The sequence below is a fragment of the Nitrospirota bacterium genome, assembly GCA_037386965.1.
Classification (GTDB): Bacteria; Nitrospirota; Thermodesulfovibrionia; order Thermodesulfovibrionales; family JdFR-86; genus JARRLN01.
Genome location: JARRLN010000026.1, coordinates 1 through 23,324 on the forward strand (window position 1 = coordinate 1; position 23,324 = coordinate 23,324).

Consider the following 23,324-nt stretch of genomic DNA (forward strand, 5'->3'; position numbering starts at 1 on the left):
AGGTCCTGGGGGAGGTCCTCCAGGGTGAGGACCTCGCTCCGGGCGAGGATGACGGCGTGCTCCAGGGCGTGCTCCAGCTCCCGGACGTTCCCCGGCCAGGCGTGCTCGGCGAGGAGCCTCCGGACCTCGTCGGAGACCCCCTGGACGGCCCGTTCCAGCTTGCGGTTGAAGTGCCCGGTGAAGTGCTCCACCAGCAGGGGGATGTCCTCCCTCCGCTCCCTCAGGGGCGGCAGGTGTATCTCCACCACCTTGAGCCGGTAGTACAGGTCCTCCCGGAACTCCCCCTTGCGCACCTTCTCCTTGAGGTCGCGGTTGGTGGCGGCCACCACCCGGACGTCCACCCTGCGGGGAGAGGGGTCGCCCACCCGCTCGAACTCCCTGTGCTGCAGCACCCTGAGGAGCCGCATCTGCATCCCCGGGGAGATGTCGCCCACCTCGTCCAGGAGGATGGTGCCCCCGTGGGCCCGCTCGAACCGGCCCTCCCGGTCGGCCACCGCGCCGGTGAAGGCCCCCTTGACGTGGCCGAAGAGCTCACTCTCCAGGAGGTTCTCGGCCAGGGCCGTGCAGTTGACCCTCACCAGGGGCCCCTGGGCCCTCCCGCCCCGGGCGTGCAAGGCCTCGGCCACCAGCTCCTTGCCGGTGCCCGACTCCCCGGTGATGAGCACCGTGGTGTCCAGGTCGGCCAGGTCCTCCACCAGGGCGTAGACCCGCTGCATGGACCTGCTCATGCCCACCATCCCCTCGAACTCCTTCCTCTGCCCGGTGTCCCGCTCCAGGAGGGCCAGGCGGGTCTCGTCCCGCATCACCACCACCGCTCCGGAGAGGGCACCCCCGCCGTCCAGAAGCGGGCTTATGGTGACGTCCACCACCCGGCCCCGCTGCTTCCCCCTGAGCAGGCACTCCATCCGGTGAAGCTCCACCGTCTCCTGCCTCTCGAGGCACCGGGCGAGGGCCTCCAGGACCTTCCCCTTGCACCCCTCGAAGGGCAGCGCGTCCAGCTCCCTGCCCAGCACCTCCTCCCTCCGGAGGCCGAACAGGCGGCAGGCCGCCTCGTTGAGCTCCAGCACCCTTCGCTCCCTCTGCACCGTCACGATGCCGTCCCGCACGCTCCGGAAAACCGCCTCCAGGTTGGCGCGCCTGGGTTCCCGGGCGCACGGGTCGAGGGCGGCCGTCCCGTCGGCCTCGACGGAGCTTGTGAGCACCGCGGAGCGCGCTTGCTTCGTGTGCATCGCTCTGAGCAGTTCCGCGTGCGAAGAGCCGTTTGCGGCGAGGTCCAGAAGGATGAGGCTCACCCGCTCGCTGGAGAGCTTCTCCAGGGCTTCCTCATATCCCCTGGCCACCGTGATGCCGTAGCCCTCGCTTCTCAGGACAGCCTCCAGGGAGGCCGCGCGCGGGCCTGTGTCCGAGATAAGAAGCACGCAGGAAGAATGTCCGCAGCTCTTCATCGAGAGTGCCGCTCCATGTTTTATTCTTATAGCACCGAGTAGCACACCTGTCAATAGCATAAAAGCAGTGTAGGACACCTCAAAAGTGCCTTAGCGGCTGGTTTCGTGACCGCGGGGACTTCTTCGCGTTTGCGAGGCTTGTTGACCCTGCCTGCGGAGGTTTCTATAATCAGACATGGGGAGACCCCATCGTCTTGGCTGGCCGGCCTGCTTCTTTTACGCCCTCGTCTCGCTCATCGCGCTTCCGGGCGCGTCCGCCCGGGCCTGGCACGACATGACGCATCTGGCGGTTGCCAGGGCCGCCGGCTACGAGAGATGGTACAACGCCGCCGGAGCTGATATGGCCAAGCTCAAGGCCGGAGGCCGGGAGCGATACAACCATTACTTCAACAACGCCCTGGGCGTGGATGTTACCCCGGCGCTGGTGCTCCTGCAGGCGCAGCGCTATAACGCTCCCGAGGGCATCCAGGGCCATCTCTACGGGGCCGTCCTGGGCTCTCTCAGGCGGTACCTGAGGAGCACGGAAGAGGGCAAGTACGCCGAGTACAACCTGGCCTTCTGCGCCCATTACGTCGCGGACCTCTCCCAGCCCCTGCACAACACGCCGTGGGACGATTTCAACCGGCTGCGCCATACGGCCAACGACGCCACGGTGGAGGACGACGGCCTCCCGGCCATCACGCGGAACATCCGCCTTCATATGTATGACATCTCGCTCAGGGGGGAGGATTTCGAACGGGCCGTGGCCAGGGAGGTCGCCCGCATCGCCAATCTCTCGCGCCACCTGGGGATGCGCCTCCGGGCCGAGGACAGGAACATGACGCGCGAGGAGGCGTACACCCAGTTGGGCCACAGCGCTTCTCTTCTCCGGGCCATCCTCATCCGTCTGGGGAAGGATGTCCATGTGGAGGAATCCCTCCCTGCCGCCCGGTGATATCCTGCTGCCGAAGACGTCCGAGGAAACCCTTGGCCCGCGACATCACAAGAAAAAGGCGGCCGGAGGCCGCGGCATCCCAACAAAAAGAAAAAGGGCGGCCGGAGGCCGCCCCGGATAGCCAGAGGATGAAGATTATCTCACGGCGTCCTTAAAAGCCTTCCCCGGAGTGAACTTCGGGGCCTTGGAAGCCTTGATCTTGATGGACTCGCCCGTCTGGGGATTCCTTCCCTTGCGGGCCTTTCTCCGGGTGGCGGCGAAAGTGCCGAATCCCACCAGGGTGACCTTCTGCCCCTTCTTGACGGACTTCACCACCCCGTCGACCATGGCGTTGAGGGCCTTTGCCGCTGAGGCCTTGGAAATCTCGGCGTCGTCGGCCATTTTGTCGATAAGCTCTGCCTTCGTCATTCTTCCTCCTCCTTTTTGATGGGTTTGTCTCCCCCACAAATAGTATGAATTGAGATTACCGGCGAAAACTTTGAAAGAGTATAACCCAAAGTCTTCATCAAAGGGAATAGAAAATGTGAGGGAGGGGAAATTTTTTCCTTGTCTTTGAAACCGCGCAAAGACAGGCTTTCCCGGTGCAGGCGGAACGCATCTCAATAGAGCTCTCAGCGTTCGGTCCGGAGTGTCTCCAGGGCGGTCAGGCGGCCGTAGATGACCAGCCTGTCTCCCGCCTGTATGACTTCCCTGTGGCGCGGTACGGGCAGCCACTGCCCCTCGCGCTCGATGCCGAGGATTATGGCGCCCTTTATCGCCGACCTGAAGTCCATGACGGTCTTTCCCTCGTGGGCAGAGCCCTCCTGCACGATGAGCTTCACCAGGCCGTGGCCTTCCAGAAGGTGCAGGAGGTCCTCCACCGGCGCTTCCTCCATGGCCCTGGACTTCACGAGCTTGTCCTCGATGAACTGTTCCCACCGCTTGATGAACCCCCGGTGGGTGGCTATCTTGTAAATGACCAGCAGGCCCGCCACGAGGATGATGACGTTGATGGGAATCTGGACGCCCTCCACGGCCACCAGCGAGGAGGTGGCCGTGACCATGACGGCGACGATGCCGGCGTTGCCGAGGATCATGAGCCTGCTTATGATCTTGCGGCGCTGAGGGTGGTTGATGACGCTTTCGGCCTCCCGCGTGGTGAAGCCCGTTCCCGTGAAGGCCGAGAGGGCCTGGAAAACGGCCCTTCTCCTGTCGAGCCCGGTCATCATCAGGGCGATGGCGGCCGCCCTGACCACCAGGAGGGAGACGAGTATCGCAAGGAGGGTGGGAAAGAGATAGTACAGTCCTTTCACGGGGCGCCGTCCATTCTTTCGGTTCCTTTTGCCAGAGCGCGGCACGGGCGCGCTCCGGTCCCTTTTTCTTTTAAAAGAACCCCTTCTTCCTGAAGAACAGCAGGAGGGCCGCGCCGAGCCCGGCCATCACGCCGAGGACGGCGAAGTACCCCCACTTCCAGTGCAGCTCCGGCATGTAGGCGAAGTTCATCCCGTAGATTCCCGTGATGAACGTCAGGGGAATGAACAGCGAAGCAAAGACGGTGAGCACTTTCATCACTTCGTTGAGCTTGTTGCTGACCCCGGAGAGATAGACGTCCAGCAGCGCCGAGGTCATGTCCCGGAAGGCTTCGATGGTCTCGATGACCTGCACGGCGTGGTCATGGATGTCCCTCAAGTAGGGCTCCATGGCCGCCGAGATGACGGCGGACTCCTCCCGGGTGAGCCCCACCGCGATGTCCCGCATGGGCCAGACGATGCGGGAGAGGGTGACCACCTGGCGTTTCACCACGTGCAGCCTCGCCAGGGTCTGCGGGCCGGCCGCATCGCCGGTCACCTCCTCCTCCACCTCCGCGATGATGTCGTCCAGCTTCTCCAGCACAATGAAAAGCCCATCGACGATGGAGTCCAGGAGGACATACGCCAGATAGTCCATCCCGGCCCTCCTGACGATGCCCCGGGCGTTTCTGACGCGCGTCCGGACGTGCGCGAAAAGGTCTCCCCGCCCGTCCTGGAACGTGAGCAGAAAGTTCTTCCCGAGCACGAGGCAGACGTGGTCGACCTCCAGGGCGTCCATCGTCTCGGAAAACCGCACCGCTTTGGCCACGATGAAGACGTAGTCGTCAAAGACCTCGGTCTTGGGCCGCTGCTCGGTGTTGAGGATGTCCTCGGTGACCAGGGGGTGCACATCGAAGCCACGGCCCAGTGCTTCGATGGCCTCGACGTCCTGGAAGCCTTCCACGTGCACCCAGGTGCGCGAGGGCGTGTCCTTCAGGGCCAGGCACTCGTCGACGGAGCGGGCTTCCCACGCCTGGACGTGCTCCTCGTCATAATCCATGACGGTGATGCGCGTCTCCTCGGCTTTCTTCTCCCCCACGAAGACCGGTGTTCCCGGAGGAAGCCCGGCCTTCTCGGACATGCTTCTCAAGGAACGACGTTTCACAGGTTCCGCCCTCCTCGGCCCCGTGCGGCGTGCGCCGTCACGCCGTCATGCGGCCTTCTGCCTGCATTATACAGAAGGCGGCGGGGCCGGGGAAACCTCTCTCCGACAAATTCCTCCCCGGAACATTTATAATAGCGGCCAGGCGATGGGAAGAGTCCTGCGCAGCCCATGGGGGGCAGGGGGTGGCGGACCATGGGCGAGGAGCCTTGCGGTCTTTCTTGACGCGGCCGCCGTGCTTTTCCCCGTGGCCCTGTACGTTGCGCTCTTCATGGGTGGGCCCCGGCGGTGGGCCTCCTGGTGGTTTCCCCTGGCATCTCTGGGCTTTCTTTTTACCTTCCTCTATTTTTTCTTCCGGGGCGGCGCGAACCGGGGGCGGACGGCATTGGCCATGGCGGGCCTTCTCGTTGCGGGGGTGGCGGCGCTTCCCGGATGGGAGGGAGCGCGGACGGCTTTTGTGCTTCTGCCCCTGGCTTCGGCCCTCTTTTTTGACGCCGCCACCGCGCTTCTGGCCCTGGCCCTGGTTGTTGCCTTTATGCTTCCACCGCTCATGGCCGGGGAGTTTCGGGCGGGCCTCATCCTGCTTGGGGCCGCCGCTTCGGCCTTCTGCCTGGGCACGGGGGCCCGGCGCATAAGGGAACGCGAAGCCGTCCGGGGAAGGCACCGCGCGGCGCGACGGCGCGACGACCGGCTCTCCGACGGCCTTTGGGGCGAGCGGGACCCCGAGGTGCGGGACATCCTGAAAGGCGCATCGTTCACCCTCGCGCCGGAGGCGGTGAGCCTCTTCCTCCTTCAAGAGGGAGAGCTCACCCTGCGCTCATCCACCAACGAGGCCGTCACACTCGCGCCCCGGGGGCTCATCCACGAGGTCCTGGAAGAGGGCAGGCCCCTTCTGGGGGATGCCGGAAGGGGAGAAGGCTTCTCTCCGGGATACGTCCGCCGGGGGAGGGTCACCTCGCTTGCGGCTGCCCCGGTCAAGGACGGAGGGTTCACCCTGGGCGTCCTTGCAGCGGACAGCAGGAGCCCGGGGGCCTTCGGGGCTGCGGACCTCGAGGCGCTGGGGCTCTTTGCGGGGCAGGTCGCCCGGGCGCTTCTCAGGAAGCGCATCCAGGCCGAGACCGAAAGGACGAACCTCAAGCTCGAGGCCCTGCGGGCCCAAAGCTCCAGGCTCCTTTCCTCCCTGGAGACCGAGACCGTCCTGGACCTCATCATGGAGGCCGTCTCCGAGATGGTCTCCCTGGAGGCGGCCTTCTTCTTGAAGGATACCAGGGGCTTCAAGCTCGTCAGGACCGAGGGCTACGCCCCGCCCCGGAAGCTTCGGTTCGCCCTGGGGGGCTCGCTGGCGGGCATGGCCCTGGAGAACGCCCAGTGCCTGTACATCTCCAACATGACGCTGGGGCACGGACAGCGGGCCCTGCCCTTCGAGGGGCCGGAGGTGGGCTCGGCCCTAGCCGTGCCGGTCCTCTACGGCGAGGAGCCCCTGGGCGTCATCGTCCTGACCTCGCCCCGGACGGACACCCTCACCCCGGAGCAGATAGAGATACTTTCCATCGTCGTCAACCAGGCGGCCCTGTCCCTGAAAAACAGCATGCTCCACGGCGAGATTACGGCCAAGGCCATCACCGACGGCCTCACCGGGCTTTACAACCACCGGCACTTCCAGGAGCTCCTGGAAAAGGAGCTGGCCCGCGTCCTGAGAAGCGGGGGCTCCCTTGCGCTCCTTCTGCTGGACATCGACCATTTCAAGCAGATAAACGACACCTGCGGCCATCCCGCCGGGGACGCCGTGTTGAGGAAGCTGGCCACCATCCTCCGGCGGACCGTCCGCAGCGTGGACGTCCCCGCCCGATACGGGGGCGAGGAGTTCGCGGCCATCCTGGTGGACGTGGACCCGCAAGGGGCCAGGCGGACGGCGGAGCGCATTCGGGGCAAGGTAGAGGGAGCGGCCTTCCGGGTGGACGGGCGGGAGATACCCGTTACTCTCAGCGTCGGGGTGGCCTCCGCCCCCAGGGATGCCCGGCGCAAGGCCGACCTCATCGAGCGGGCGGACCGGGCGCTCTACCATGCCAAGGAGAGCGGCAGAAACAGGGTGGCCGCCTGGGAGACGGGGGGTGCGAGGTGCCTTGTCATGCCTTCTTCTCAAAGCCCGCTGATTCGCTGAGTCCCGCGCGGCGGGAAGGACGGCACGGCCCGGGAAGCGGCTTTCATGCGGAGCGGGCGAGGGTCTTGAGCCGCTCGTAGTCCGCCGGGGTGTCCATGTCCAGGACCACTCCCTCGTCCGGCACGTCCACGGCCTGCACGTCTCCGGCGTTTTGCCGAAGCACGTCCCTCAGCGTAAGCCCCGGCGAGAGCCCCCGAAGCAGGGACTGTGGAAACAGGGTGGGATGTCCCCTCCGGCCCCCGTAGGTGGGCATCAGGATGCGGCCGGGAATGCTCCGGTGAAGGGTGCACAGGGTGTGGACGGTCCCGGCGGAGACCAGGGGATGGTCTGCCGGGGCGATGAGCACGCCGGTGGCCCCGGAGTCGACCTCGGAGAGACCGATGCGAACGGAGTCGGCCATCTCGCTTCTGGGGATGGCGTTGTGCACAAGGATGACCGGAAGGCCCGCCAGGACGTTTTCCATCTCCGGGCTTTCGGGGGGCAGGACGGCCACGGCCCTCGTTATGCCGCCTTGTACCAGAGCCTCAATGGTGCGTCTGAGGGCGGGTTTCCCCCGGAGGGGAAGAAGCTGCTTCGGGGTGCCCATCCGCTCCGAGCGCCCCGCCGCAAGCACCACCGCCCACACCTCTGTCCCGGCCCTCGGCATGGGGGAGGCCACTTTTCCTCCTTGTCTCTATCATCTGGGCCACGATGCTTATGGCTATCTCCTCGGGGGTGGCCGCCCCGATGGGAAGCCCCACGGGGGTGAGGACCCGGCCCATGTCCTCCTCCGAAAACCCGTCCCTTTTCAGGTGCCGGAAGAGGAGGGCGCGCTTCCGGCGGCTTCCCAGAAGCCCCACGTACCGCGCCGGGGTGCGCAGGGCGGCCGTGAGGGCCGCAAGGTCGTGCGTATGCCCGCGGGTGGCCACCACCACGTAGGTGTCGGCATCGGCGGGAAGCGTCCGGAAAGCCTCCGAGAAGTCCCGGACAACGGCCGTCCGGGCCTGGGGGAGGTCGCCCAGGAACTCCTCCCGGTCGTCCGCCACGGTGACCCGAAAGCCCGCAAAGCGGGCCGCATGGGCCAGGGCGCGGCCCACGTGGCCGGCCCCAAGGACGAGCAGATGAGGCTCGGGGATGACCGGCTCGATATAGACCAGGACCTTTCCGCCGCAGACCAGCCCGCCCTGTTCATCGGTAAGGGCGAACCGGGCCGTCCGGGGCTCCCCGTCCTTCAAGGCCATGAGGGCGGCCTGCCGCACCTCGGCCTCCAGGCACCCGCCCCCCACCGTGCCCGCCGTGGAGCCGTCGGCCCTGACCAGCATCTTGGCGCCCTCCCGCTGCGGGGAGGAGCCCTCCCTCTGCACCACGATGGCCAGGGCGCAGGGAAGGCCCTGGGCCTTCATGCGGGCGAGGGCCGAGAAGACGTCCATCAGGTGGCCTTTCCGGCCCGCTTCATTTCTTCCTTTACGCGCTGGGGGTTCATGGGCAGGGTCCGGAAGCGGATGCCCGCGGCCGCGAAGACCGCGTTGGAAACGGCCGGGGCGATAGGGGGGACACCGGGCTCCCCGATGCCGCCCAGGGGGCCGCCGCCGGGGGTGACCTCGACCTCTATCTCCGGGACCGCGCCCATCCTCAGGATGGGGTAGGTGTCGAAGTTGCCTGACCGGGGGCCTCCGTCCTTGAAGGCCACCTCCTCCATGAGGGCGGCGCTGAGCCCCATGATGATGCCTCCGCGCATCTGGGCCTTCACGATGGCGGGGTTGATGACCTTGCCCGAGTCCACGGCGCACCAGACCCGATGCACCGTGACGCCGGTTTCGCTGTCCACAGAGACCTCCGCCGCCTGGGCCACCGTGCTGCCGAAGGACGCGTGCACGGCCACGCCCAGGGCTCGCCCGTCGGGGCGGGGACGCCCGTAATCGGACATCTCGGCCACCGTGGAGAGGACCCGCCGCGCATCGGGGTTATTCTTCAGGTTATCGAGCCTCAGGGCGAGGGGGTCCCTGCCTGCGGCCTCCGCCAGCTCGTCGACGAAGCTCTCCACGGTAAAGGCGTTGTGCGAATGCCCCACCGAGCGCCAGAATCCCACCGGCACGGGCGTTTCCACCCGCACGTATTCCACATACAGGTTCTCGACGTCGTAGATGAGGTCCTTCACGCCCTCCACGGCCGCCGGGTCCACGCCGCCTTTCATCATCTCGGGAATGGCCCGGGCGAAGATGGAAGGCGCGGCCACCTTGTGGGCCCAGCCCGTTATCCTGCCGTCCTGGTCCACGCTCCCGCGTATGCTGGCGGCATTGGCCGGACGGTAGAAGTCGTAGTGGATGTCCTGCTCGCGGCTCCAGATGAGCTTGACCGGCTTGCCGCAAGTCTTGGATGCCTCCAGGGCCTCCCGGGTGAAGTCCCTCTCGTATCGCCTGCCCAGGCCGCAGCCCAGGAAGGTGGTGTGCACCTGGATTTTCTCGGGAGGAAGGCCGCTTATCTTTCCGGCCTCTTCGAGCACCCCCGTCTGGTTCTGGGTGGGCACCCAGACCTCGCACCGGTCCGCCTGCACGTGGGCGGTGGCGTTCATGGGCTCCATGGTCACGTGGGCCAGGTAGGGAAGCAGATAGGTGGACTCCACCCTCGCGTCGGCCTTCACGACGGCCTGGGCTGCGTCTCCCCTGTTCTCTGCAATCACGCCTTTTTTCGCCAGGCTCTCGTGGAACGTCTCGGCCAGGGAGGCGCTGCTCAGGGAAGGCTCGGTCCCCCGGCTCCACTTTGCGTTCAGGGCGTCGCGGCCCCTTTGGGCCGCCCAGATGCTCTCCGCACAGACGGCCACCCCATGTGAGAGGGGGGCCACGGCCTTTACGCCCGGGACCTTGCGGGCGGCGACTTCGTCAAAGGAAAGAAGCCCGGCCCCGTAGGCGGGAGGGCGGGCCATGGCGGCATAGAGCATGCCTTCGACGAAGACGTCGATGCCGAAGCGGGCCCTTCCGGCCACTTTCGCGGGCACGTCCAGTCGGTCCAGGGGCTTGCCCCTCAGGGTGAAGTTGGCCGGCTTTTTGAGGGGAGGGCTCTCCGGCACCGGGAGGGCGGCGGCTTTCGCGGCCAGCTCGCCGTAAGAGAGGCTCCTTCCGCTTTCGGGATGCCTTACCATCCCCTGCTCCGCCCGGCACTCGCCTGCGGGGACGCCCCACGTGGCTGCTCCGGCCTGAAGGAGCATCTGCCGGGCGGATGCGGCGGCCTTCCGCAGGGGCTCTTCCATATGCCGCACGCTGGTGCTGCCGCCGGTCGCCTGCTGGTCCCAGACGGGGTCCTTGTACTCTTTCCCCGCCGGGGCCACCCGAAGCTCCACCGTCTCCCACGGGGTGTCAAGCTCATCGGCCATAATCATGGGCAGCGAGGTATAAACCCCTTGGCCCATCTCGGACTTGTTCACGACGGTCAGCACGCTGCCGTCGGTGCGGACCTTGAGCCAGACGGCGGGGCTGAGCACGCTTTCTTCCTTCGCATGGGCAACGGCCGGCCCCCACGGGCCCACGCCGGCCACCAGGGTGAGGCCGGCCCCGGCCAGGGACGCCTGGAGGAATTCGCGCCTGGAAAGGGGGGTCATTTCTTTTTCCTCTCCCTGGCCGCGCGGCGAATGGCCCGCCTGATGTCGGGGTAGGTGCCGCACCGGCAGAGGTTCCCCTCCATGAAATGCCGTATCGTCTCGTCCGAGGGGTCGGGGTCCCGGGCGAGCAGGGCTGTGGCCTGCATTATCTGGCCGGGCTGGCAGTAGCCGCACTGTGGGACCTGCTCGGCCACCCAGGCGCGCTTGACCGGGTGGTCCTCGGGAAGGCCCTCGATGGTGAGGACCTTCTTGCCCTCGGCCTCCCCGGCCGCGAGCATGCAGGAGCGCGTGACTATTCCGTCCACGTGCACCGTGCAGGAGCCGCACAGGCCGATGCCGCATCCGAACTTGGTGCCCCAGAGGCCCAGGCGCTCGCGGAGCACCCAGAGCAGCGGGACATCCGCCGGGGCCTGGACGCTGTAACTCTTTCCGTTTACGTTCAGGTGTATCATGGCGATATACGTCCATACATACTCCTTTCCCCCGGGCTTGTCAAGAAGCCCGTGCTACCATAGGGATAAAAAACCGCGAAAAGGAGACCGGGAGATGGCAGGACCGGAAGACCTCAAGGAAATCGTCCAGAAGCGGATGGAACTCATGAAGCGCAAACCCGAGGCGGCTCTCTACCGCCCGCGGGTGACGTCGCGGCACGTGCGGGGCCTGTACACCGAAAGCAGGGCCCGCCGGCACGTGATGAAAAGCGATTACCCGCCGCCGGCCGGGGGCGAGGACCTGGGCCCCAACCCCATCGAGATGCTCCTGGGCGCCTTTGCCGCCTGCATCGAGGCGTCCTTCTACGAGTTTGCCGCCCACCGGGGCTACAGGGTGGACGCCGTGAGCGTGGAGGTGGAGGGCACGCTGGACCTGAGGGGGCTTTTCATGATAGGGGACGTCCCGGCCTCCTTCAAGGACATCCGTTACACCTTCTCCATAGAGTCTCCGGAGGACGGGGACAGGATACGGGAGCTTGCCAACGAGGTGCTCTGCCACTGTCCCGTGGTGGCGAGCCTCTCCACCCCCGTGCCCGTTACGGGCGAGGTCAACGTCAAAAAGACGGGCGGGTAAGTCTTCTTGCGGCGGCCGCCATTGCCGGACGGAAGGGCCGCTCTGATATAATGAATATATGGGAGTCTCCCCACAAAAAAAGACGAATTCCCTTCTTGAGACCCTCGAACACCTGGACATTCCCGCAGCGCTCTATGACGCCGATGGCACCCTCGTCGCGGGCAATGCCGCCTGGGCCGGGCTGCTGGAGGACCGCCCCTGGGAGGGGAAGCGTCTCCGGGACGTCTTCCCGGGGGCGCTGCCTGATGGAGCCTGTTTCCCCGCGGGAGAGCATGCCCGTCCGCTCAGGGCCCGGACAACGCTTCCGGGCAGGGACGGCGCCGGCCATGCCCTGGAGCTGACCCTCTCGGCCGCCGGAGAGCCTGGGGTGGGGCTTCTGGTTGTCAAGCGGTCCCCTCAGGAGCCGTCCCCGGCCCAGATGGCCAAGGAGCTTACGCTTTTTCATACCTTCGCCGGCATTCTGAGCGAGCACTCCCGGACGGAAGACATCCTGGAGGCCCTCATCAAGCACATGCCGCCCATCATGGGCGTGGAGGCCGGATGGGTGCACCTGGTGGAGCAGAAGACGGGGAAGTTGACGCTCCGGGCCGAGATGGGCACCGACAGGGCCCTCCTGGGCGAGTCCGAGGTGCTCCGGCCCGGGGAGTGCCTGGCCGGGAAGGCCCTTTCCCTGGATAACCCCCTCGTGGTGGGCAACGCCTCCCAGGACCCCCGCCTCTGCCGGGCCGGGCAGAGCATGACCGGAATCGAGAGCCTGGCCGCCGTCCCCATCCGGAGCAAGGGCGTCACCTGGGGCGTTCTGACGGTGGCAAGCAGAAAGCCCGAGTACTTCAGCCGGGAGGACCTGGGGCTCCTTACGGTCATCGCCGGACAGCTCGGCGTGGCCATAGAGAACGCGCGCCTCATCGAGCAGCTCAGGGAGAAGATGCGGGAGATCGAGCTCATCAACGAGCTGAGCGGCACGGTGAACTCGAGCCTGAGCATCGGCACCGTCTTCCGCATCATGGTCTCCGAGATACGCAAGATTTTCCAGTACGACCGGGCGAGCCTCCTTCTGTACCAGGAGGACACGGACAACCTCCTTATCTTCGCCCTGGACACCCAGATGAAAACCGTCATGCCCAAGGGCGTCACCGCCCCCGTCGAGGGGACCAGCGCGGGCTGGGTCGTCCGCAACAACAGGCCCTGGATAAACGGAGACCTTGCGAAGGACGTCCCCTTCGCCCTGGACCGGAAGCTCCGCGACGAGGGCATACGCTCCACCATCAGCATCCCCCTCTGGCAGGACAAGATGCTCGGGGTCTTCAACCTCGACTCCACGCGCCCCGGCGCCTACGGCGAGGAGGACCTAGAGCTTCTGCTTCCGGTAAGCAAGCACATCGCCATCGCCCTGGAGAACTCCCTTCTCTTCGAGGAGATATCCCGTGACAAGAAGGAATGGGAGAAGACCTTCGACGCCATAACCGACATGGTCTGGATAGAGGACATGGGGCGCAGCGTGCTCCGGGCCAACCAGGCCCTCCTGGCGCGCACCGGCCTCTCGGCGCGGGAGGTCGGGGGGCTCCGGTGCGAAGAGCTCCTCGGGCGCATCGGCGTGCGGGTGGAGGGACGGCTCTGCGCAAACGCCGTACAGGCGCGTCGAGCCGTCTCCCTGGAGCTCAAGGGAGAGGACGGGGGAATTTTCCATTCCTGGGCGTATCCCCTCAGCGACGACGAGGGGCGCATCTACGCCGTGGTGCATTACCTGAAGGACGTCACCGCCCAGAAGCGCCTGGAGCAGCAGCTCATCCGCGCGGACAAGCTGGCTTCCCTGGGCACCCTGGTGGCCGGCATCGCCCATGAGATTAACAACCCCCTGGGCATCATCGCGGGGTACTCCGAGGCCCTCCTGGACAGGGCCAAGGACGAGGGCCTGAGCGGCTCACCGGCCTTCGAGGACTTCCCCGAGTACCTGAAGACCATCCACGGGGAGATATTCCGCTGCAAGGCCATCCTGGGGAGCCTCCTGGAGTTCTCCCGCCCTCACCGGGGGCAGTTCCGGGAGCTGGACGTCAACGAGCTTCTGAAGGAGGTCATCCTCCTGGTGAACCACCGGGCCAAGCGCCTGAACTGCCAGATGGAGTTCGACCTCAACCGCGACCTTCCCAAGGTCCAGGCCGAGCCCGGCGCACTCAGGCAGCTTTTCATGAACATCATCATAAACGCCATGTACTACACCCCCGACGGGGGTACCATCCTGATACGAAGCGGCTATCCCCGGGGCGCCGAGCCCGGCGAGGAAGACAGGGGGACGGTATCCGTATCGATATCGGATTCGGGCCCGGGTATTCCCGCCGGCATCCTCGAGAAGATATTCGACCCGTTCTTCACCACCAAGCCTCCGGGGGAGGGCACGGGCCTGGGCCTGAGCATCTGCCACAAGATAGCCCAGGAGCACGGAGGGGTTGTGGACGCCGAGAGCGCCCCGGGCAGGGGCAGCACCTTCACGGTGAGGCTCCCGGCCAAGAAACCGGCCGGGAAAGGGGTCCGGTGAAGGACGACGAACGGAAGATACAGGTCCTTGTCGTGGACGACGAAGAGCCCTTCCGGAGGCTCCTGAAGAAGGAGCTCACCCGCAAGGGGTTCGCCGTGGAGGTGGCCGGCGACGGGGCCGCGGCCCTTCAGAGCATGAAGGAGCACCCCTTCGACGTCGTCCTTCTGGACATCGTCATGCCCGGGGTGGACGGCATCTCCGTCATGAAGGAGATGCGGGGGGAGCACCACAAGCCGGCGGTGGTGGTGCTTACCGGCCGGGCCACCATCGAGACGGCCGTGGAGGCCATGAAAAACGGCGCGTATGATTACCTGACCAAGCCCTACAAGCTCGACGAGCTGGAGATCATCATCAACCGTGCTTATGAATACGAGCGCCTGAGCACCGAGAACCTCGTCCTGCAGCAGGAGCTGATCAGAAAGGAATCCCGGGGCGCCATTATCGGCCGGAGCCGGGCCCTCGAGGACGTCCTGGCCCTAGTCGGGAAAATCGCCGCCACCGACTCCACGGTGCTCATCACCGGGGAGAGCGGCACGGGCAAGGAGCTCATCGCCAACACCATCTGGCAGATGAGCACCCGGCGGGACCGCCCCTTTACGGCCCTGAACTGCTCCACTTTTTCCGAAAACCTCATGGAGAGCGAGCTCTTCGGCCATGAAAAAGGGGCCTTCACCTCCGCCTACCAGAGCAAGTACGGCATCGTGGAGGTCGCGGACAAGGGCACCCTGTTCCTGGACGAGATAGCCGAGATGCCCGTGGGGCTTCAGGCCAAGCTCCTGAGGTTCCTGGACTCCGGGGAGTTCCGCCGGGTGGGAGCCACCCGGCCCCTCTCGGTGGACGTCCGCGTCCTGGCGGCCACGAACAAGGACCTTCAGGCCCTCGTGCAGGAGGGCTCCTTCCGGGAGGACCTGTACTACCGTCTCAACGTCATCAACATAGACCTTCCTCCCCTGAGGGAGCGGAAGGAGGACATCCCGGAGCTGGCCGAGCACTTTGTGGCGAAGTACGCCTCGAAGCTCGCCAAGCCGGTCCGGGGCGTGGAGCCCGCGGCCGTGGGGAAGCTCGTGGCCTACCACTGGCCGGGCAACGTCCGGGAGCTCGAGAACGAAATGGAGCGTGCCGTCATCCTTACCGAGGGCGAAAGCATCGGCTCCGGGGACCTTTCCATCCCCGTGACGCACGAAGAGGCTCCGGCGGGGACTTCAAACGGGGGCGGCCCCTATTTGCCCCTGGAGGAGATGGAAAAGGACTACATCCTCAAGGTCCTCCGCGAGACCGGGGGCAACCAGTCCCGGGCCAGCCAGGTCCTGGGCATCAGCAGAAAGACCCTCTACCTGAAACTCAAGAGATACGGCATCTCGGCCTGATTTCTCTGAGGCATTGTGTCCCCGCTGAGAAATTATTACCCGGCCCCATCGGCCCGTTCCTCCATGGAAGTACCCGATAATCAAGCATTGTATTCTTCCTGCCCCATGGCATGAAAATTGTTGTTCTTCAAGTGCCGTGGAAAAGATTCTCCTATGTTCATACGACCCCATTTTCACCAAGGCGCTCATGGGGGTGGTGTTTCAGGAGGGCTACGGCGTAGAGGTGGTGGACCATGCCGCACTGGCGGTTCAAAAGGCGATGGCCCGCTCCTATGCCGGCGTCATCCTGGATTCCGGCTCCATAGGGCTTCCGGCGGAGGAAGCGGCGAAAATCATCAACCTGGCCGTCGGAGACGTGCCGGTCATCGTGGCGGGCAGCACCGGCACCTCCGACGGCGGCACGTGGAGCATCCGGAGGCCGCCGGACCTTCTGGAGGTGACGCAGGTGGTCAGGGAGCTTCGCACACGCACAGAAGCGGAAAGGAGAGGCAGAGGCATATGAAACCCAGGGACGTGATAGTGAAAGCCTTCGAAGGGGGCAGACCCAACAGGGTGCCGGCGACTCTCTTCGGGGCGGGGATGTGGAGCATCAAGGACTACGGCACGAGCTTCGAAGCGCTAGGGCACGACGCGACGAAGATGACCGACATGCTGGTGGCCGAGAGCCAACGCCTTCTTTGCGACATCGTCTATGCCGGGAGCGGCTATAACAATTTTCATGCCGCCGCCTTCGGCGGCGGCATCAAGTACCGTGAAATGGGAGCCCCGGACCTGAAGGAGCACCTGGTTACAAGCGAGGAGGACCTGGAGAAGCTGGACCTTGCGGCCCTGGATCGCGACGAGGTCATACGCACGGTGAAGGAAGCCCTCCGGGCCGCGAAGAAGAAGCTCGGCGACGAGTACGTGGTCACCATGACGGCCTGGGGGCCCTTCACCCTGGCGGCCCGGTTCGTGGGGGAGGAGGACATGATGAAGGCCACCTTCAAGCGCCGGGAGTTCGTCCACAAGGTCTGCGCGTTCATCACCGAGCTCCTCATACGCCTGTACGAGCCCCTGGTCAAGGACGGCACCCTCCAGGTCATAAGCCTCGCCGACCCCACCGCCAGCGGGGACCTCATCTCCAAGAAGCAGTTCAAGGACTTTGCCGTCCCCTACCTGAGGAAGTTCACCGACTGGGCCAAGTCCCAGAACGCGCACACGCTGGTGCACATCTGCGGCAACACCACCGACAGGCTCGAGCTCATGCCGGAGACCGGGGCCAGCTGCATCAGCCTGGACCACAAGACCGACATCGCGAAGGCCAAGGAGCTCCTGCACGGGAAGATGTGCTTCGCCGGCAACGTGGACCCCGTGGCCATCATGCTCCAGGGAACGCCGGAACAGGTGCGGGAGGTCTCCCGCAGGGTCATAGAGACCGCGGGGACGGACGGGGGCTTCGTCCTCATGCCCGGATGCGACATCCCGCCCACGGTCCCCTACGAAAACATCCAGGCCTTCATCGGGGCGGCACGGGAGTGGAAACTGTAAAAAGCCAAGGGGAGGTGATGAGAAGGACGGAGGCAGCAAGGCGCAGGCCGTTTGAAAACCTTGAAGGAGAACGGCTATGGGAACTTTGTGGGAGGAGCTGAAGAGTTTCTTTGTCCGCACGGGGCCCCCGAGGCCCGTGGGACGGGGAGAGAAAGGAGAAACGATGGAAACGAAGATGACGGCTGAGCAGGCAAACGCGTACATGAAGGAGAAATGCGGGTTCGTTCCCCGCATGTTCCAGATCATCAACACCGTCACCCCCGAGCCGGGGAAGACCTTCGCCGACTTCTACGCCAGCATATTCGGCGACGGCGCCCTCTCGAAGAAGGTCAAGGAGCTGATGTTCATGTCCGGCGGGGTGGCGTACTGTTCGCCCCGGTGCATCATCCACGTCGTCCCGGCCATCAATGCCGGGGCCACCTCGGAGGAGGTCTTCGAGGCGGCCGCCGTGGGGATGATCCTGGCGGGGTTCGTCCCGGGCGGACCGGGCATCCCCTATGCCTTCGAGTACGCGCTGAAGTGCGTGGATATCGACCAGAAGTTCAGGAAAGGCGAGGAGTGGGAGTACCTGCCTCAGCCGAAGTTCGACCACGGCATCTACTAAGGGGAGGCCGTGAGGGGGGCGGCCCCGCCGCCCCCCTCTCATAAAAAACAGGGGAAGGAGATTCGATGTTCAGGTTCCAGACGCCGCAGAAGGTTTTCGATTTTGCCGGTTTCAAGATAGGGGGGCAGCCCGGCGAGAACCCGCCGCTTCTCATCGCCTCCATGTTTCACAACAAGGACAGAATACTCCGCGACCGAAAGGGAGACTTCGACCGGGAGCGCGCCCGCGAGCTTATTCGCAGGCAGGAGGAGCTTTCCCGCTCCACCGGCATCCCGGCCATGGTGGCCATGGTGGCCAATTCTCCCGAGGAAGCGAAGATATACATCGATTTCTACCTGGAGACCACCGGCATGCCCTTCGGCATCGATATGTGGATGGCCGAGAAACGGGCAAAGGCCACGGAGTACGTGGCGAAGCTGGGGGTGCAGGAAAAGTTTCTCTACAACAGCATCACCCCGTGGGACAAGGACATAAAGGGGCAGGTGCAGAGGCTCAAGGACCTGGGCATCCGGCACGTCATCATCCAGGCCTTCGACGACCAGGACCAGAGCCCCGCCGGGAGGCTGAAGTCGCTGGAGAGCTTGCTGGGGCAGGGGGCCGACGCCTTCGACACCATCCTGGTGGACACCTCGGTGATGAACCTCCCCAGCACGAGCTTCTCCCTGGTGGCCAACAGGCTCATCAAGCAGAAGCTGGGCCTGCCCTGCGGCAGCGCGTACAGCAACGGCACCCACATGTGGAAGGAGGCCAGGGAAGCCTGGGGACTGGAGGGCTTCCGGGCGATGGACGCGGTGGCCCAGGGGATGTCCAGCGCCCTGTGGAGCGACTTCGACCTGTACGGGCCCGCCGTCACCGCCCCCAGGATCTTCCCCGCGGTGGCCACGGGCCAGATACTGCTGAGCACCCTCGCCTATGAGGAGACGGGCCGGATACCCGAGAACCCCGACCTGCCCATTCGGAGGTACTTCCCGGACTTCATCGAGAAGCTCCTGGCCGGAGGAGCCCGGAAAAAAGCCAAGGCGGCAGGCTGACCGAGACGATAAAAAGGAGGAGAGACCGCAATCATGATAGGCGAAGAAACCATGACGTCAAAGGAAAGGGTCCTGAAGCTCTTCAGGCGGGAAGAGACGGACCGCCCCGCCTGCTTCAGCGGGATGGGCAACGCCACCACCGAAGGGCTCAACCAGCTGGGCTACAGGTTCGCCCAGGTCCATCTGGACGCCGGGCAGATGGCCGAGACGGCGGCCACCACGCACAAGCTCTTCGGGTTCGACTGCTGCGTGCTGCCCTTCGACCTGTGCGTGGAGGCCGAGGCCCTGGGCTGCGAGATAAACACCTATCCGCACTCTGAGGACCTCCTGTACCCCACCATCAAGGAGAAGGTCATCCACAGCGAGGAGGAGATGGACCTCTCCATCCCCGCCGACTTGCTCTCCCGGGGCCGGGTGCCCCTCATGAAGGAGGCCATCGGCCTGGCCAGGAAGGACGTGGGCGGGGAGGCGCCCATCGGCTCCTACGTGCTGGGGCCCTTTACCTTGGCGGGGCAGGTCATGGAGCTCAACGACCTGCTGAAGCTCAGCTTCAAGAAGCCGGACAAGGTGGGCGCCCTCATGGAGAAGCTCTCGGAGGCCATCATCCAGGTGGCCCGCGCCTATGAAGAGGCCGGCGTGGACTACCTTACCGTGCGGGAGATGGGCGCGACGAGCGACGTGTTGAGCCCGCGCGTTTTCAAGAGCCTCATCCTGCCCCACCTGAAGGTGATATTCGAGAAAGTAAAGGTCCCCAGCGTCGTGCACATCTGCGGGAAGACCAACGACATCGTGGGCTTCATGATGGAGAGCGGGGCCGACGCCATCAGCGTGGACCAGAAAAACGACGTGGCCGAGAGCCGGAAGAAGCTGGGCGAGGACGCCCTTATCTTCGGCAACTACGACCCCTACAACGTCCTGGTTGCCGGCACGCCGGAGCAGGTGCGCCAGACCGTCAGGACGTGCCTGGACGACGGCGTCAGCGCCGTCTGGCCCGGCTGCGACATCTGGCCCACGGTCCCCGCGGAGAACTTCAGGGCCATGATGGACGAAGTGAAGCGGTACAAGAAGTCATAGGTAAGTCATAAGGCAAGGATAGAAAGGAGAGAGGGAGAAATGGCTTCGGAAGAAAGGAAACAGGAGATACTGGGGCACCTGAAGGAGGCGGTCATAGAGTACGACGAAGACGCCGCCAAGGAGTGGGCCCAGAAGGCCCTGGACGAGGGCCTGAAGGCCAACGACGCCATCTTCGACGGCCTGGTGGTCGGCATGCAGGAGGTGGGCAGGCTCTTCGAGGCGCAGGAGTACTTTGTGCCGGAGCTGCTCATGTGCGCCGACGCCCTGTACGCGGGGCTGGACATCCTGAAGCCCCACGTGGAGCAGATGGACCTGGGGCTGAAGGGCTCCGTGGTCATCGGGACCGTGGAGGGCGACGTCCATGACATCGGCAAGAACATCGTCAAGATGATGTTCGACGTGGCCGGCTTCGACGTCTACGACCTCGGGCGGGACGTGCCCCTGGATAAGTTCGTCGAGGAGCAGCTGCGCACCGACAGCGACCTGGTCTGCCTCTCGGCCATGATGACCACGACCATGCAGGGCATGAAGAAGGTCATCGAGGACCTCAAGGCGAAGAACCCCAACGTCAAGATCATGATCGGCGGAGCGCCGGTCAGCAAGGACATCGCCGAGAAGTGGGGCGCCGACGGCTTCGCCCCCGACGCGACCAACGCCCTGAAGGACGCCATCGACATGATAAGCTCCCTGAAGAAGCTCAGGGACGAGGCCGGACAGCGGGAAGAGAAGAAAGGGGCTAAGTGAGCGAAGCACTCAGAAGGGAGCTTCTCGGGGCCGGCGCGGCCCAGGTGGGGTTTGCCTCCCTCCGGGGGGTGCTGAGCCCGGAGCTTTCGCACCTCAGAAACGCCGTCTGCGTGGGCGTGGACAGCCGCCTCAGGGAGGAGACCCTGTCGCTCCTTCTGGCGCTCCAGAAACGGGCCGCCCGCTTCCTGAGGAAAGAGAGGCACCGGTTCTTCCCCATTCCTCCGGACTCCGACCGGGTGCGGGACAGGTTCGCCTCCCGGCTCTACCCTCTCATGACCCACAAGATGGCGGCGACCTGCGCGGGGCCATCACCGGAGCGGAGTGGTCCCGGGAGGAGCCTTTCCCGGAGCTTCTGCTTGCGAAGCGCTGCACGGCGCACAAGGAGGGAGCGCGGTCCGTCTCCGGACGGCCCAACTGCGGCCTCTGCATCACCATATGCCCCTACGGCAGGGACCGCGGAGTCCCGCAAGGGACTGCGAAGCCCGCCCGGGGACTTCGGCCCCTGAGGGCAAGGAAGATTTCGCGACTCTGAAGGAGAGATAGGATATGCCGAGGTTCAAAGTGAATTTTCAGCCCTCCGGCAGGAGGGGGGATGTGGAGGAAGGCTCCACTCTCCTTGAAGCCGCCCAGAAGCTCGGGGTGGACCTCGAGGCCATCTGCGGCGGGAAGGGCACCTGCGGGAAGTGCAAGGTGCGCGTGGAGGAGGGCTACTTCGAAAAGGACGCCATGGACTCCCGCATGGCCCACCTGAGCCCCTTTGCGGAGGCGGAACGGAAGTTCGTCAAGCCCGAGGACGGCCCCTTCATGCGGCTGGCCTGCTCCACTGAGGTGCACGGGGACGTCAAGATATTCGTGCCGGAGAAGTCCCGCGCCGGGAAGCAGATCGTGCGAAAGGCGGCAAAGGAGATAACCATCCCCATAAGGCCGGCCGTGCGGAAGTACTTCGTGGAGCTCAAAAAGCCCGCCCTGGACGAGCCCATCACGGGGGACCTGGAGAGGCTCAAGGCCTTCCTCGGCAGGGAATACGGCCTGGACAACCTCTCCATCGACTTCGCCGTGCTTGGCGACCTTCAGGATATCATCAGGCGCGGGGAGTGGAACGTGACGGTCACCGTCTGGATGGGGCGGGAGATCATAAAGGTGGAGCCCGGCTTCGTGGAGGCCGCCTACGGGCTGGCCGTCGACGTCGGCACCACCACCGTGGCGGCTTATCTCTCCGATCTTCTGACCGGAAAGGTCATAAGCACCGAGAGCATGATGAACCCCCAGGTGCCCTACGGGGAGGACGTGATGAGCCGCATCACCTACGCCATGACCTCGGAAAACGGGCTCAGGACCATGCAGCAGGCCCTCATCGAGGGGCTCAACGAGCTCGTCGACAGGCTCACCGCCGACCTCCGGATGAACGGCGCCAGGGGCGGAAGCGCCATCCTGGACATGACGGTGGTCTTCAACACGGCCATGCACCACATCTTCCTGGGGCTGAACCCCACGTACATCGGGCGCTCTCCCTTCATACCGGCGGTGCAGAACGACATGGACATCAAGGCCCGGGACGTCGGGCTCGATATAAACCGGGCAAGCTACGTCCACGTCCTGCCCATCGAGGCGGGCTTCGTGGGGGCGGACAACGTGGGCGTGCTCATCGCCCAGGAGCCTTACAAGATGGACGAGAAGGTCCTCATCATAGACATCGGGACGAACGGCGAGCTTCTGCTGGGCAACAAGGACGCCATCTGCTCCACCTCCTGCGCCACCGGGCCGGCCTTCGAGGGAGCGCAGATAAGGTTCGGCATGCGCGCCGCCCCGGGGGCCATCGAGGCGGTGCGCATCGACCCGGAGACGAAGGAGCCCCTGTACAAGGTGATCGGGAAGGCCGACTGGCACACCCACATCAAGAAGGTGGACGCCAAGGGCATCTGCGGCTCGGGCATCATAGACGTGGTGGCCGAGATGTTCAAGGCGGGCATCATCGACAAGTCCGGGAAGTTCGTAAAGGACCTGGACACGCCCCGGGTGCGGGCAGGGGCCGATGGGAAGATGCAGTACGTGCTGGCCTGGGCCGACGAGACCAGCATCGGGCAGGACATCACCGTGACCCAGGCCGACGTGCGCGCGCTTCAGCTTGCCAAGGGCGCCCTGTACGCCGGGGCCAAGCTCATGATGAAGAAGATGGGCATCGAGAAGGTGGAGAAGGTCATCCTGGCGGGGGCCTTCGGAAGCTATATCGACAAGGAGTCGGCCATGACCCTGGGGATGTTCCCCGACTGCGACCTCGACAACGTCTATGCGGTGGGCAACGCCGCCGGCGACGGCGCCCTCATGGCCCTGTTGAGCACGGAGAAGCGCCTGGAGGCCAGGGAGAGGGCGCGGTGGCTTGAGTTCGTGGAGATAGCCGTGGAGCCCGAGTTCGAGAAGGAGTTCATGAAGGCCATGCACATCCCGCACATGAAGGACACGTTCCCCCACGTCAAGGAGCTCCTGGCAAAGAAGGGCTCTCCGGTCCATGTCAAGGGATGACGAAGGTTCGGGTCATATCGGGCGCATGCGGCTTCGTCACCGGCATCGTGGCCCGCAAGGAAGGGGCGAAGGAGGTCGGGGTCGCCGTCACCTCGGAGTGCGAGATGGTGGAGAAGATGGCGCCCGAGGTGGCCGTGCTCCCGGCCATGGCCGTCTTCGTCCGCCACCCGGACAACCCGGTCTACCGGGCCGCCGGCAAGCACCTGAAGCACGTGGCCTGCCCGGTGCCCTGCGGCATCCTGAAGGCCCTGGAGGTGGAGGCCGGGCTCAACGTGCCCAAAGACGCGAGCATCGCCTTCGAAAAGGAGTAGCAGG

22 protein-coding genes are annotated in these 23,324 nt (G+C 65.1%); 14 read left to right on the top strand and 8 right to left on the bottom strand.

Annotated elements, in window-relative coordinates; all coding sequences use genetic code 11:
- A partial coding sequence (locus tag P8Y39_05210) for a sigma 54-interacting transcriptional regulator (protein ID MEJ2191734.1) occupies positions 1-1,445 on the bottom strand: 1,445 nt, incomplete at its 3' end.
- A gap of 175 nt (positions 1,446-1,620) precedes the next feature.
- Here P8Y39_05210 and P8Y39_05215 point away from each other — a divergent pair.
- Complete coding sequence (locus P8Y39_05215; GenBank protein ID MEJ2191735.1) at positions 1,621-2,379, top strand: hypothetical protein; 759 nt, start codon at positions 1,621-1,623, stop codon at positions 2,377-2,379.
- Between the two features lie 135 nt (positions 2,380-2,514).
- Here the strand turns inward: P8Y39_05215 and P8Y39_05220 are convergent, their stop codons facing one another.
- The 3 genes from P8Y39_05220 to corA form a co-directional block, all read right to left on the bottom strand.
- Entirely contained in the window at positions 2,515-2,787 is a 273-nt protein-coding gene (locus P8Y39_05220; GenBank protein ID MEJ2191736.1) for an HU family DNA-binding protein, read from the bottom strand.
- A 203-nt stretch (positions 2,788-2,990) separates the two neighbouring features.
- Positions 2,991-3,671: a TrkA C-terminal domain-containing protein gene (locus tag P8Y39_05225; protein MEJ2191737.1), complete on the bottom strand. Its 681-nt coding sequence runs from the start codon at positions 3,669-3,671 to the stop codon at positions 2,991-2,993.
- Between the two features lie 70 nt (positions 3,672-3,741).
- Positions 3,742-4,788, bottom strand: a complete 1,047-nt coding sequence (gene corA, locus P8Y39_05230; protein MEJ2191738.1) for a magnesium/cobalt transporter CorA — start codon at positions 4,786-4,788, stop codon at positions 3,742-3,744.
- Between the two features lie 169 nt (positions 4,789-4,957).
- On the opposite strand from corA, the gene P8Y39_05235 reads away from it, so the two are divergent.
- Positions 4,958-6,970, top strand: a complete 2,013-nt coding sequence (locus P8Y39_05235) for a sensor domain-containing diguanylate cyclase (GenBank protein ID MEJ2191739.1) — start codon at positions 4,958-4,960, stop codon at positions 6,968-6,970.
- Between the two features lie 43 nt (positions 6,971-7,013).
- Here the strand turns inward: P8Y39_05235 and P8Y39_05240 are convergent, their stop codons facing one another.
- From P8Y39_05240 to P8Y39_05255, 4 genes are read right to left on the bottom strand one after another with little or no spacing between them, the layout of a single operon-like run.
- Entirely contained in the window at positions 7,014-7,586 is a 573-nt protein-coding gene (locus tag P8Y39_05240; GenBank protein MEJ2191740.1) for a nucleotidyltransferase family protein, read from the bottom strand.
- Positions 7,495-8,379, bottom strand: coding sequence for an XdhC family protein (locus tag P8Y39_05245; protein MEJ2191741.1), 885 nt, complete (start codon positions 8,377-8,379; stop codon positions 7,495-7,497). Before P8Y39_05245 ends, P8Y39_05240 begins: the two co-directional genes overlap by 92 nt.
- On the bottom strand, positions 8,379-10,544 hold the full coding sequence (locus P8Y39_05250; protein MEJ2191742.1) for a xanthine dehydrogenase family protein molybdopterin-binding subunit: 2,166 nt from the start codon (positions 10,542-10,544) through the stop codon (positions 8,379-8,381). The genes P8Y39_05245 and P8Y39_05250 overlap by 1 nt, the downstream gene beginning before the upstream one ends.
- Positions 10,541-10,996 carry a (2Fe-2S)-binding protein gene (locus P8Y39_05255; GenBank protein ID MEJ2191743.1) on the bottom strand — a complete coding sequence of 152 codons (456 nt, stop codon included), beginning with the start codon at positions 10,994-10,996 and terminating at the stop codon, positions 10,541-10,543. Before P8Y39_05255 ends, P8Y39_05250 begins: the two co-directional genes overlap by 4 nt.
- Before the next feature lie 94 nt (positions 10,997-11,090).
- On the opposite strand from P8Y39_05255, the gene P8Y39_05260 reads away from it, so the two are divergent.
- From P8Y39_05260 to P8Y39_05315, 12 genes are all read left to right on the top strand, one after another.
- Positions 11,091-11,609 carry an OsmC family protein gene (locus tag P8Y39_05260; GenBank protein MEJ2191744.1) on the top strand — a complete coding sequence of 173 codons (519 nt, stop codon included), beginning with the start codon at positions 11,091-11,093 and terminating at the stop codon, positions 11,607-11,609.
- A 58-nt stretch (positions 11,610-11,667) separates the two neighbouring features.
- The gene (locus tag P8Y39_05265) at positions 11,668-14,142 is read left to right on the top strand and encodes a GAF domain-containing protein (protein ID MEJ2191745.1); all 2,475 of its coding nucleotides are present in this window, start codon (positions 11,668-11,670) and stop codon (positions 14,140-14,142) included.
- The gene (locus P8Y39_05270; GenBank protein ID MEJ2191746.1) at positions 14,139-15,509 is read left to right on the top strand and encodes a sigma-54 dependent transcriptional regulator; all 1,371 of its coding nucleotides are present in this window, start codon (positions 14,139-14,141) and stop codon (positions 15,507-15,509) included. Before P8Y39_05265 ends, P8Y39_05270 begins: the two co-directional genes overlap by 4 nt.
- A gap of 136 nt (positions 15,510-15,645) precedes the next feature.
- Complete coding sequence (locus tag P8Y39_05275) at positions 15,646-16,011, top strand: hypothetical protein (GenBank protein ID MEJ2191747.1); 366 nt, start codon at positions 15,646-15,648, stop codon at positions 16,009-16,011.
- Positions 16,008-17,036, top strand: a complete 1,029-nt coding sequence (locus tag P8Y39_05280) for a uroporphyrinogen decarboxylase family protein (protein MEJ2191748.1) — start codon at positions 16,008-16,010, stop codon at positions 17,034-17,036. The genes P8Y39_05275 and P8Y39_05280 overlap by 4 nt, the downstream gene beginning before the upstream one ends.
- A 163-nt stretch (positions 17,037-17,199) precedes the next feature.
- A complete protein-coding gene (locus P8Y39_05285) occupies positions 17,200-17,640 on the top strand; it encodes a carboxymuconolactone decarboxylase family protein (protein ID MEJ2191749.1) in 441 nt (146 codons plus the stop codon).
- 65 nt (positions 17,641-17,705) lie between these two features.
- Positions 17,706-18,671 carry a tetrahydromethanopterin S-methyltransferase subunit H gene (locus P8Y39_05290; protein MEJ2191750.1) on the top strand — a complete coding sequence of 322 codons (966 nt, stop codon included), beginning with the start codon at positions 17,706-17,708 and terminating at the stop codon, positions 18,669-18,671.
- Positions 18,672-18,704: 33 nt separating this feature from the next.
- On the top strand, positions 18,705-19,745 hold the full coding sequence (locus P8Y39_05295) for an MtaA/CmuA family methyltransferase (GenBank protein MEJ2191751.1): 1,041 nt from the start codon (positions 18,705-18,707) through the stop codon (positions 19,743-19,745).
- Positions 19,746-19,784: 39 nt separating this feature from the next.
- Positions 19,785-20,489 (top strand): corrinoid protein, encoded by a 705-nt coding sequence (locus P8Y39_05300; protein ID MEJ2191752.1) that lies wholly within the window; start codon positions 19,785-19,787, stop codon positions 20,487-20,489.
- The gene (locus tag P8Y39_05305) at positions 20,486-20,995 is read left to right on the top strand and encodes a hypothetical protein (GenBank protein ID MEJ2191753.1); all 510 of its coding nucleotides are present in this window, start codon (positions 20,486-20,488) and stop codon (positions 20,993-20,995) included. The genes P8Y39_05300 and P8Y39_05305 overlap by 4 nt, the downstream gene beginning before the upstream one ends.
- A 40-nt stretch (positions 20,996-21,035) precedes the next feature.
- Positions 21,036-23,009 carry an ASKHA domain-containing protein gene (locus P8Y39_05310; protein ID MEJ2191754.1) on the top strand — a complete coding sequence of 658 codons (1,974 nt, stop codon included), beginning with the start codon at positions 21,036-21,038 and terminating at the stop codon, positions 23,007-23,009.
- Entirely contained in the window at positions 23,006-23,320 is a 315-nt protein-coding gene (locus P8Y39_05315) for a hypothetical protein (GenBank protein MEJ2191755.1), read from the top strand. Before P8Y39_05310 ends, P8Y39_05315 begins: the two co-directional genes overlap by 4 nt.
- The last annotated feature ends 4 nt before the right edge of the window (positions 23,321-23,324 follow it).

Bases quoted from the DNA above. Each gene is read 5' to 3' on its own strand.
- P8Y39_05215 (MEJ2191735.1), top strand. From the start codon at position 1,621: ATGGGGAGACCCCATCGTCTTGGCTGGCCGGCCTGCTTCTTTTACGCC.
- P8Y39_05235 (MEJ2191739.1), top strand. From the start codon at position 4,958: ATGGGAAGAGTCCTGCGCAGCCCATGGGGGGCAGGGGGTGGCGGACCA.
- P8Y39_05220 (MEJ2191736.1), bottom strand. From the start codon at position 2,787: ATGACGAAGGCAGAGCTTATCGACAAAATGGCCGACGACGCCGAGATT.
- P8Y39_05245 (MEJ2191741.1), bottom strand. From the start codon at position 8,379: ATGGACGTCTTCTCGGCCCTCGCCCGCATGAAGGCCCAGGGCCTTCCC.
- P8Y39_05300 (MEJ2191752.1), top strand. From the start codon at position 19,785: ATGGCTTCGGAAGAAAGGAAACAGGAGATACTGGGGCACCTGAAGGAG.
- P8Y39_05280 (MEJ2191748.1), top strand. From the start codon at position 16,008: ATGAAACCCAGGGACGTGATAGTGAAAGCCTTCGAAGGGGGCAGACCC.
- P8Y39_05285 (MEJ2191749.1), top strand. From the start codon at position 17,200: ATGGAAACGAAGATGACGGCTGAGCAGGCAAACGCGTACATGAAGGAG.
- P8Y39_05315 (MEJ2191755.1), top strand. From the start codon at position 23,006: ATGACGAAGGTTCGGGTCATATCGGGCGCATGCGGCTTCGTCACCGGC.
- P8Y39_05310 (MEJ2191754.1), top strand. From the start codon at position 21,036: ATGCCGAGGTTCAAAGTGAATTTTCAGCCCTCCGGCAGGAGGGGGGAT.
- corA (MEJ2191738.1), bottom strand. From the start codon at position 4,788: ATGTCCGAGAAGGCCGGGCTTCCTCCGGGAACACCGGTCTTCGTGGGG.
- P8Y39_05295 (MEJ2191751.1), top strand. From the start codon at position 18,705: ATGATAGGCGAAGAAACCATGACGTCAAAGGAAAGGGTCCTGAAGCTC.
- P8Y39_05255 (MEJ2191743.1), bottom strand. From the start codon at position 10,996: ATGATACACCTGAACGTAAACGGAAAGAGTTACAGCGTCCAGGCCCCG.
- P8Y39_05290 (MEJ2191750.1), top strand. From the start codon at position 17,706: ATGTTCAGGTTCCAGACGCCGCAGAAGGTTTTCGATTTTGCCGGTTTC.
- P8Y39_05265 (MEJ2191745.1), top strand. From the start codon at position 11,668: ATGGGAGTCTCCCCACAAAAAAAGACGAATTCCCTTCTTGAGACCCTC.
- P8Y39_05260 (MEJ2191744.1), top strand. From the start codon at position 11,091: ATGGCAGGACCGGAAGACCTCAAGGAAATCGTCCAGAAGCGGATGGAA.
- P8Y39_05250 (MEJ2191742.1), bottom strand. From the start codon at position 10,544: ATGACCCCCCTTTCCAGGCGCGAATTCCTCCAGGCGTCCCTGGCCGGG.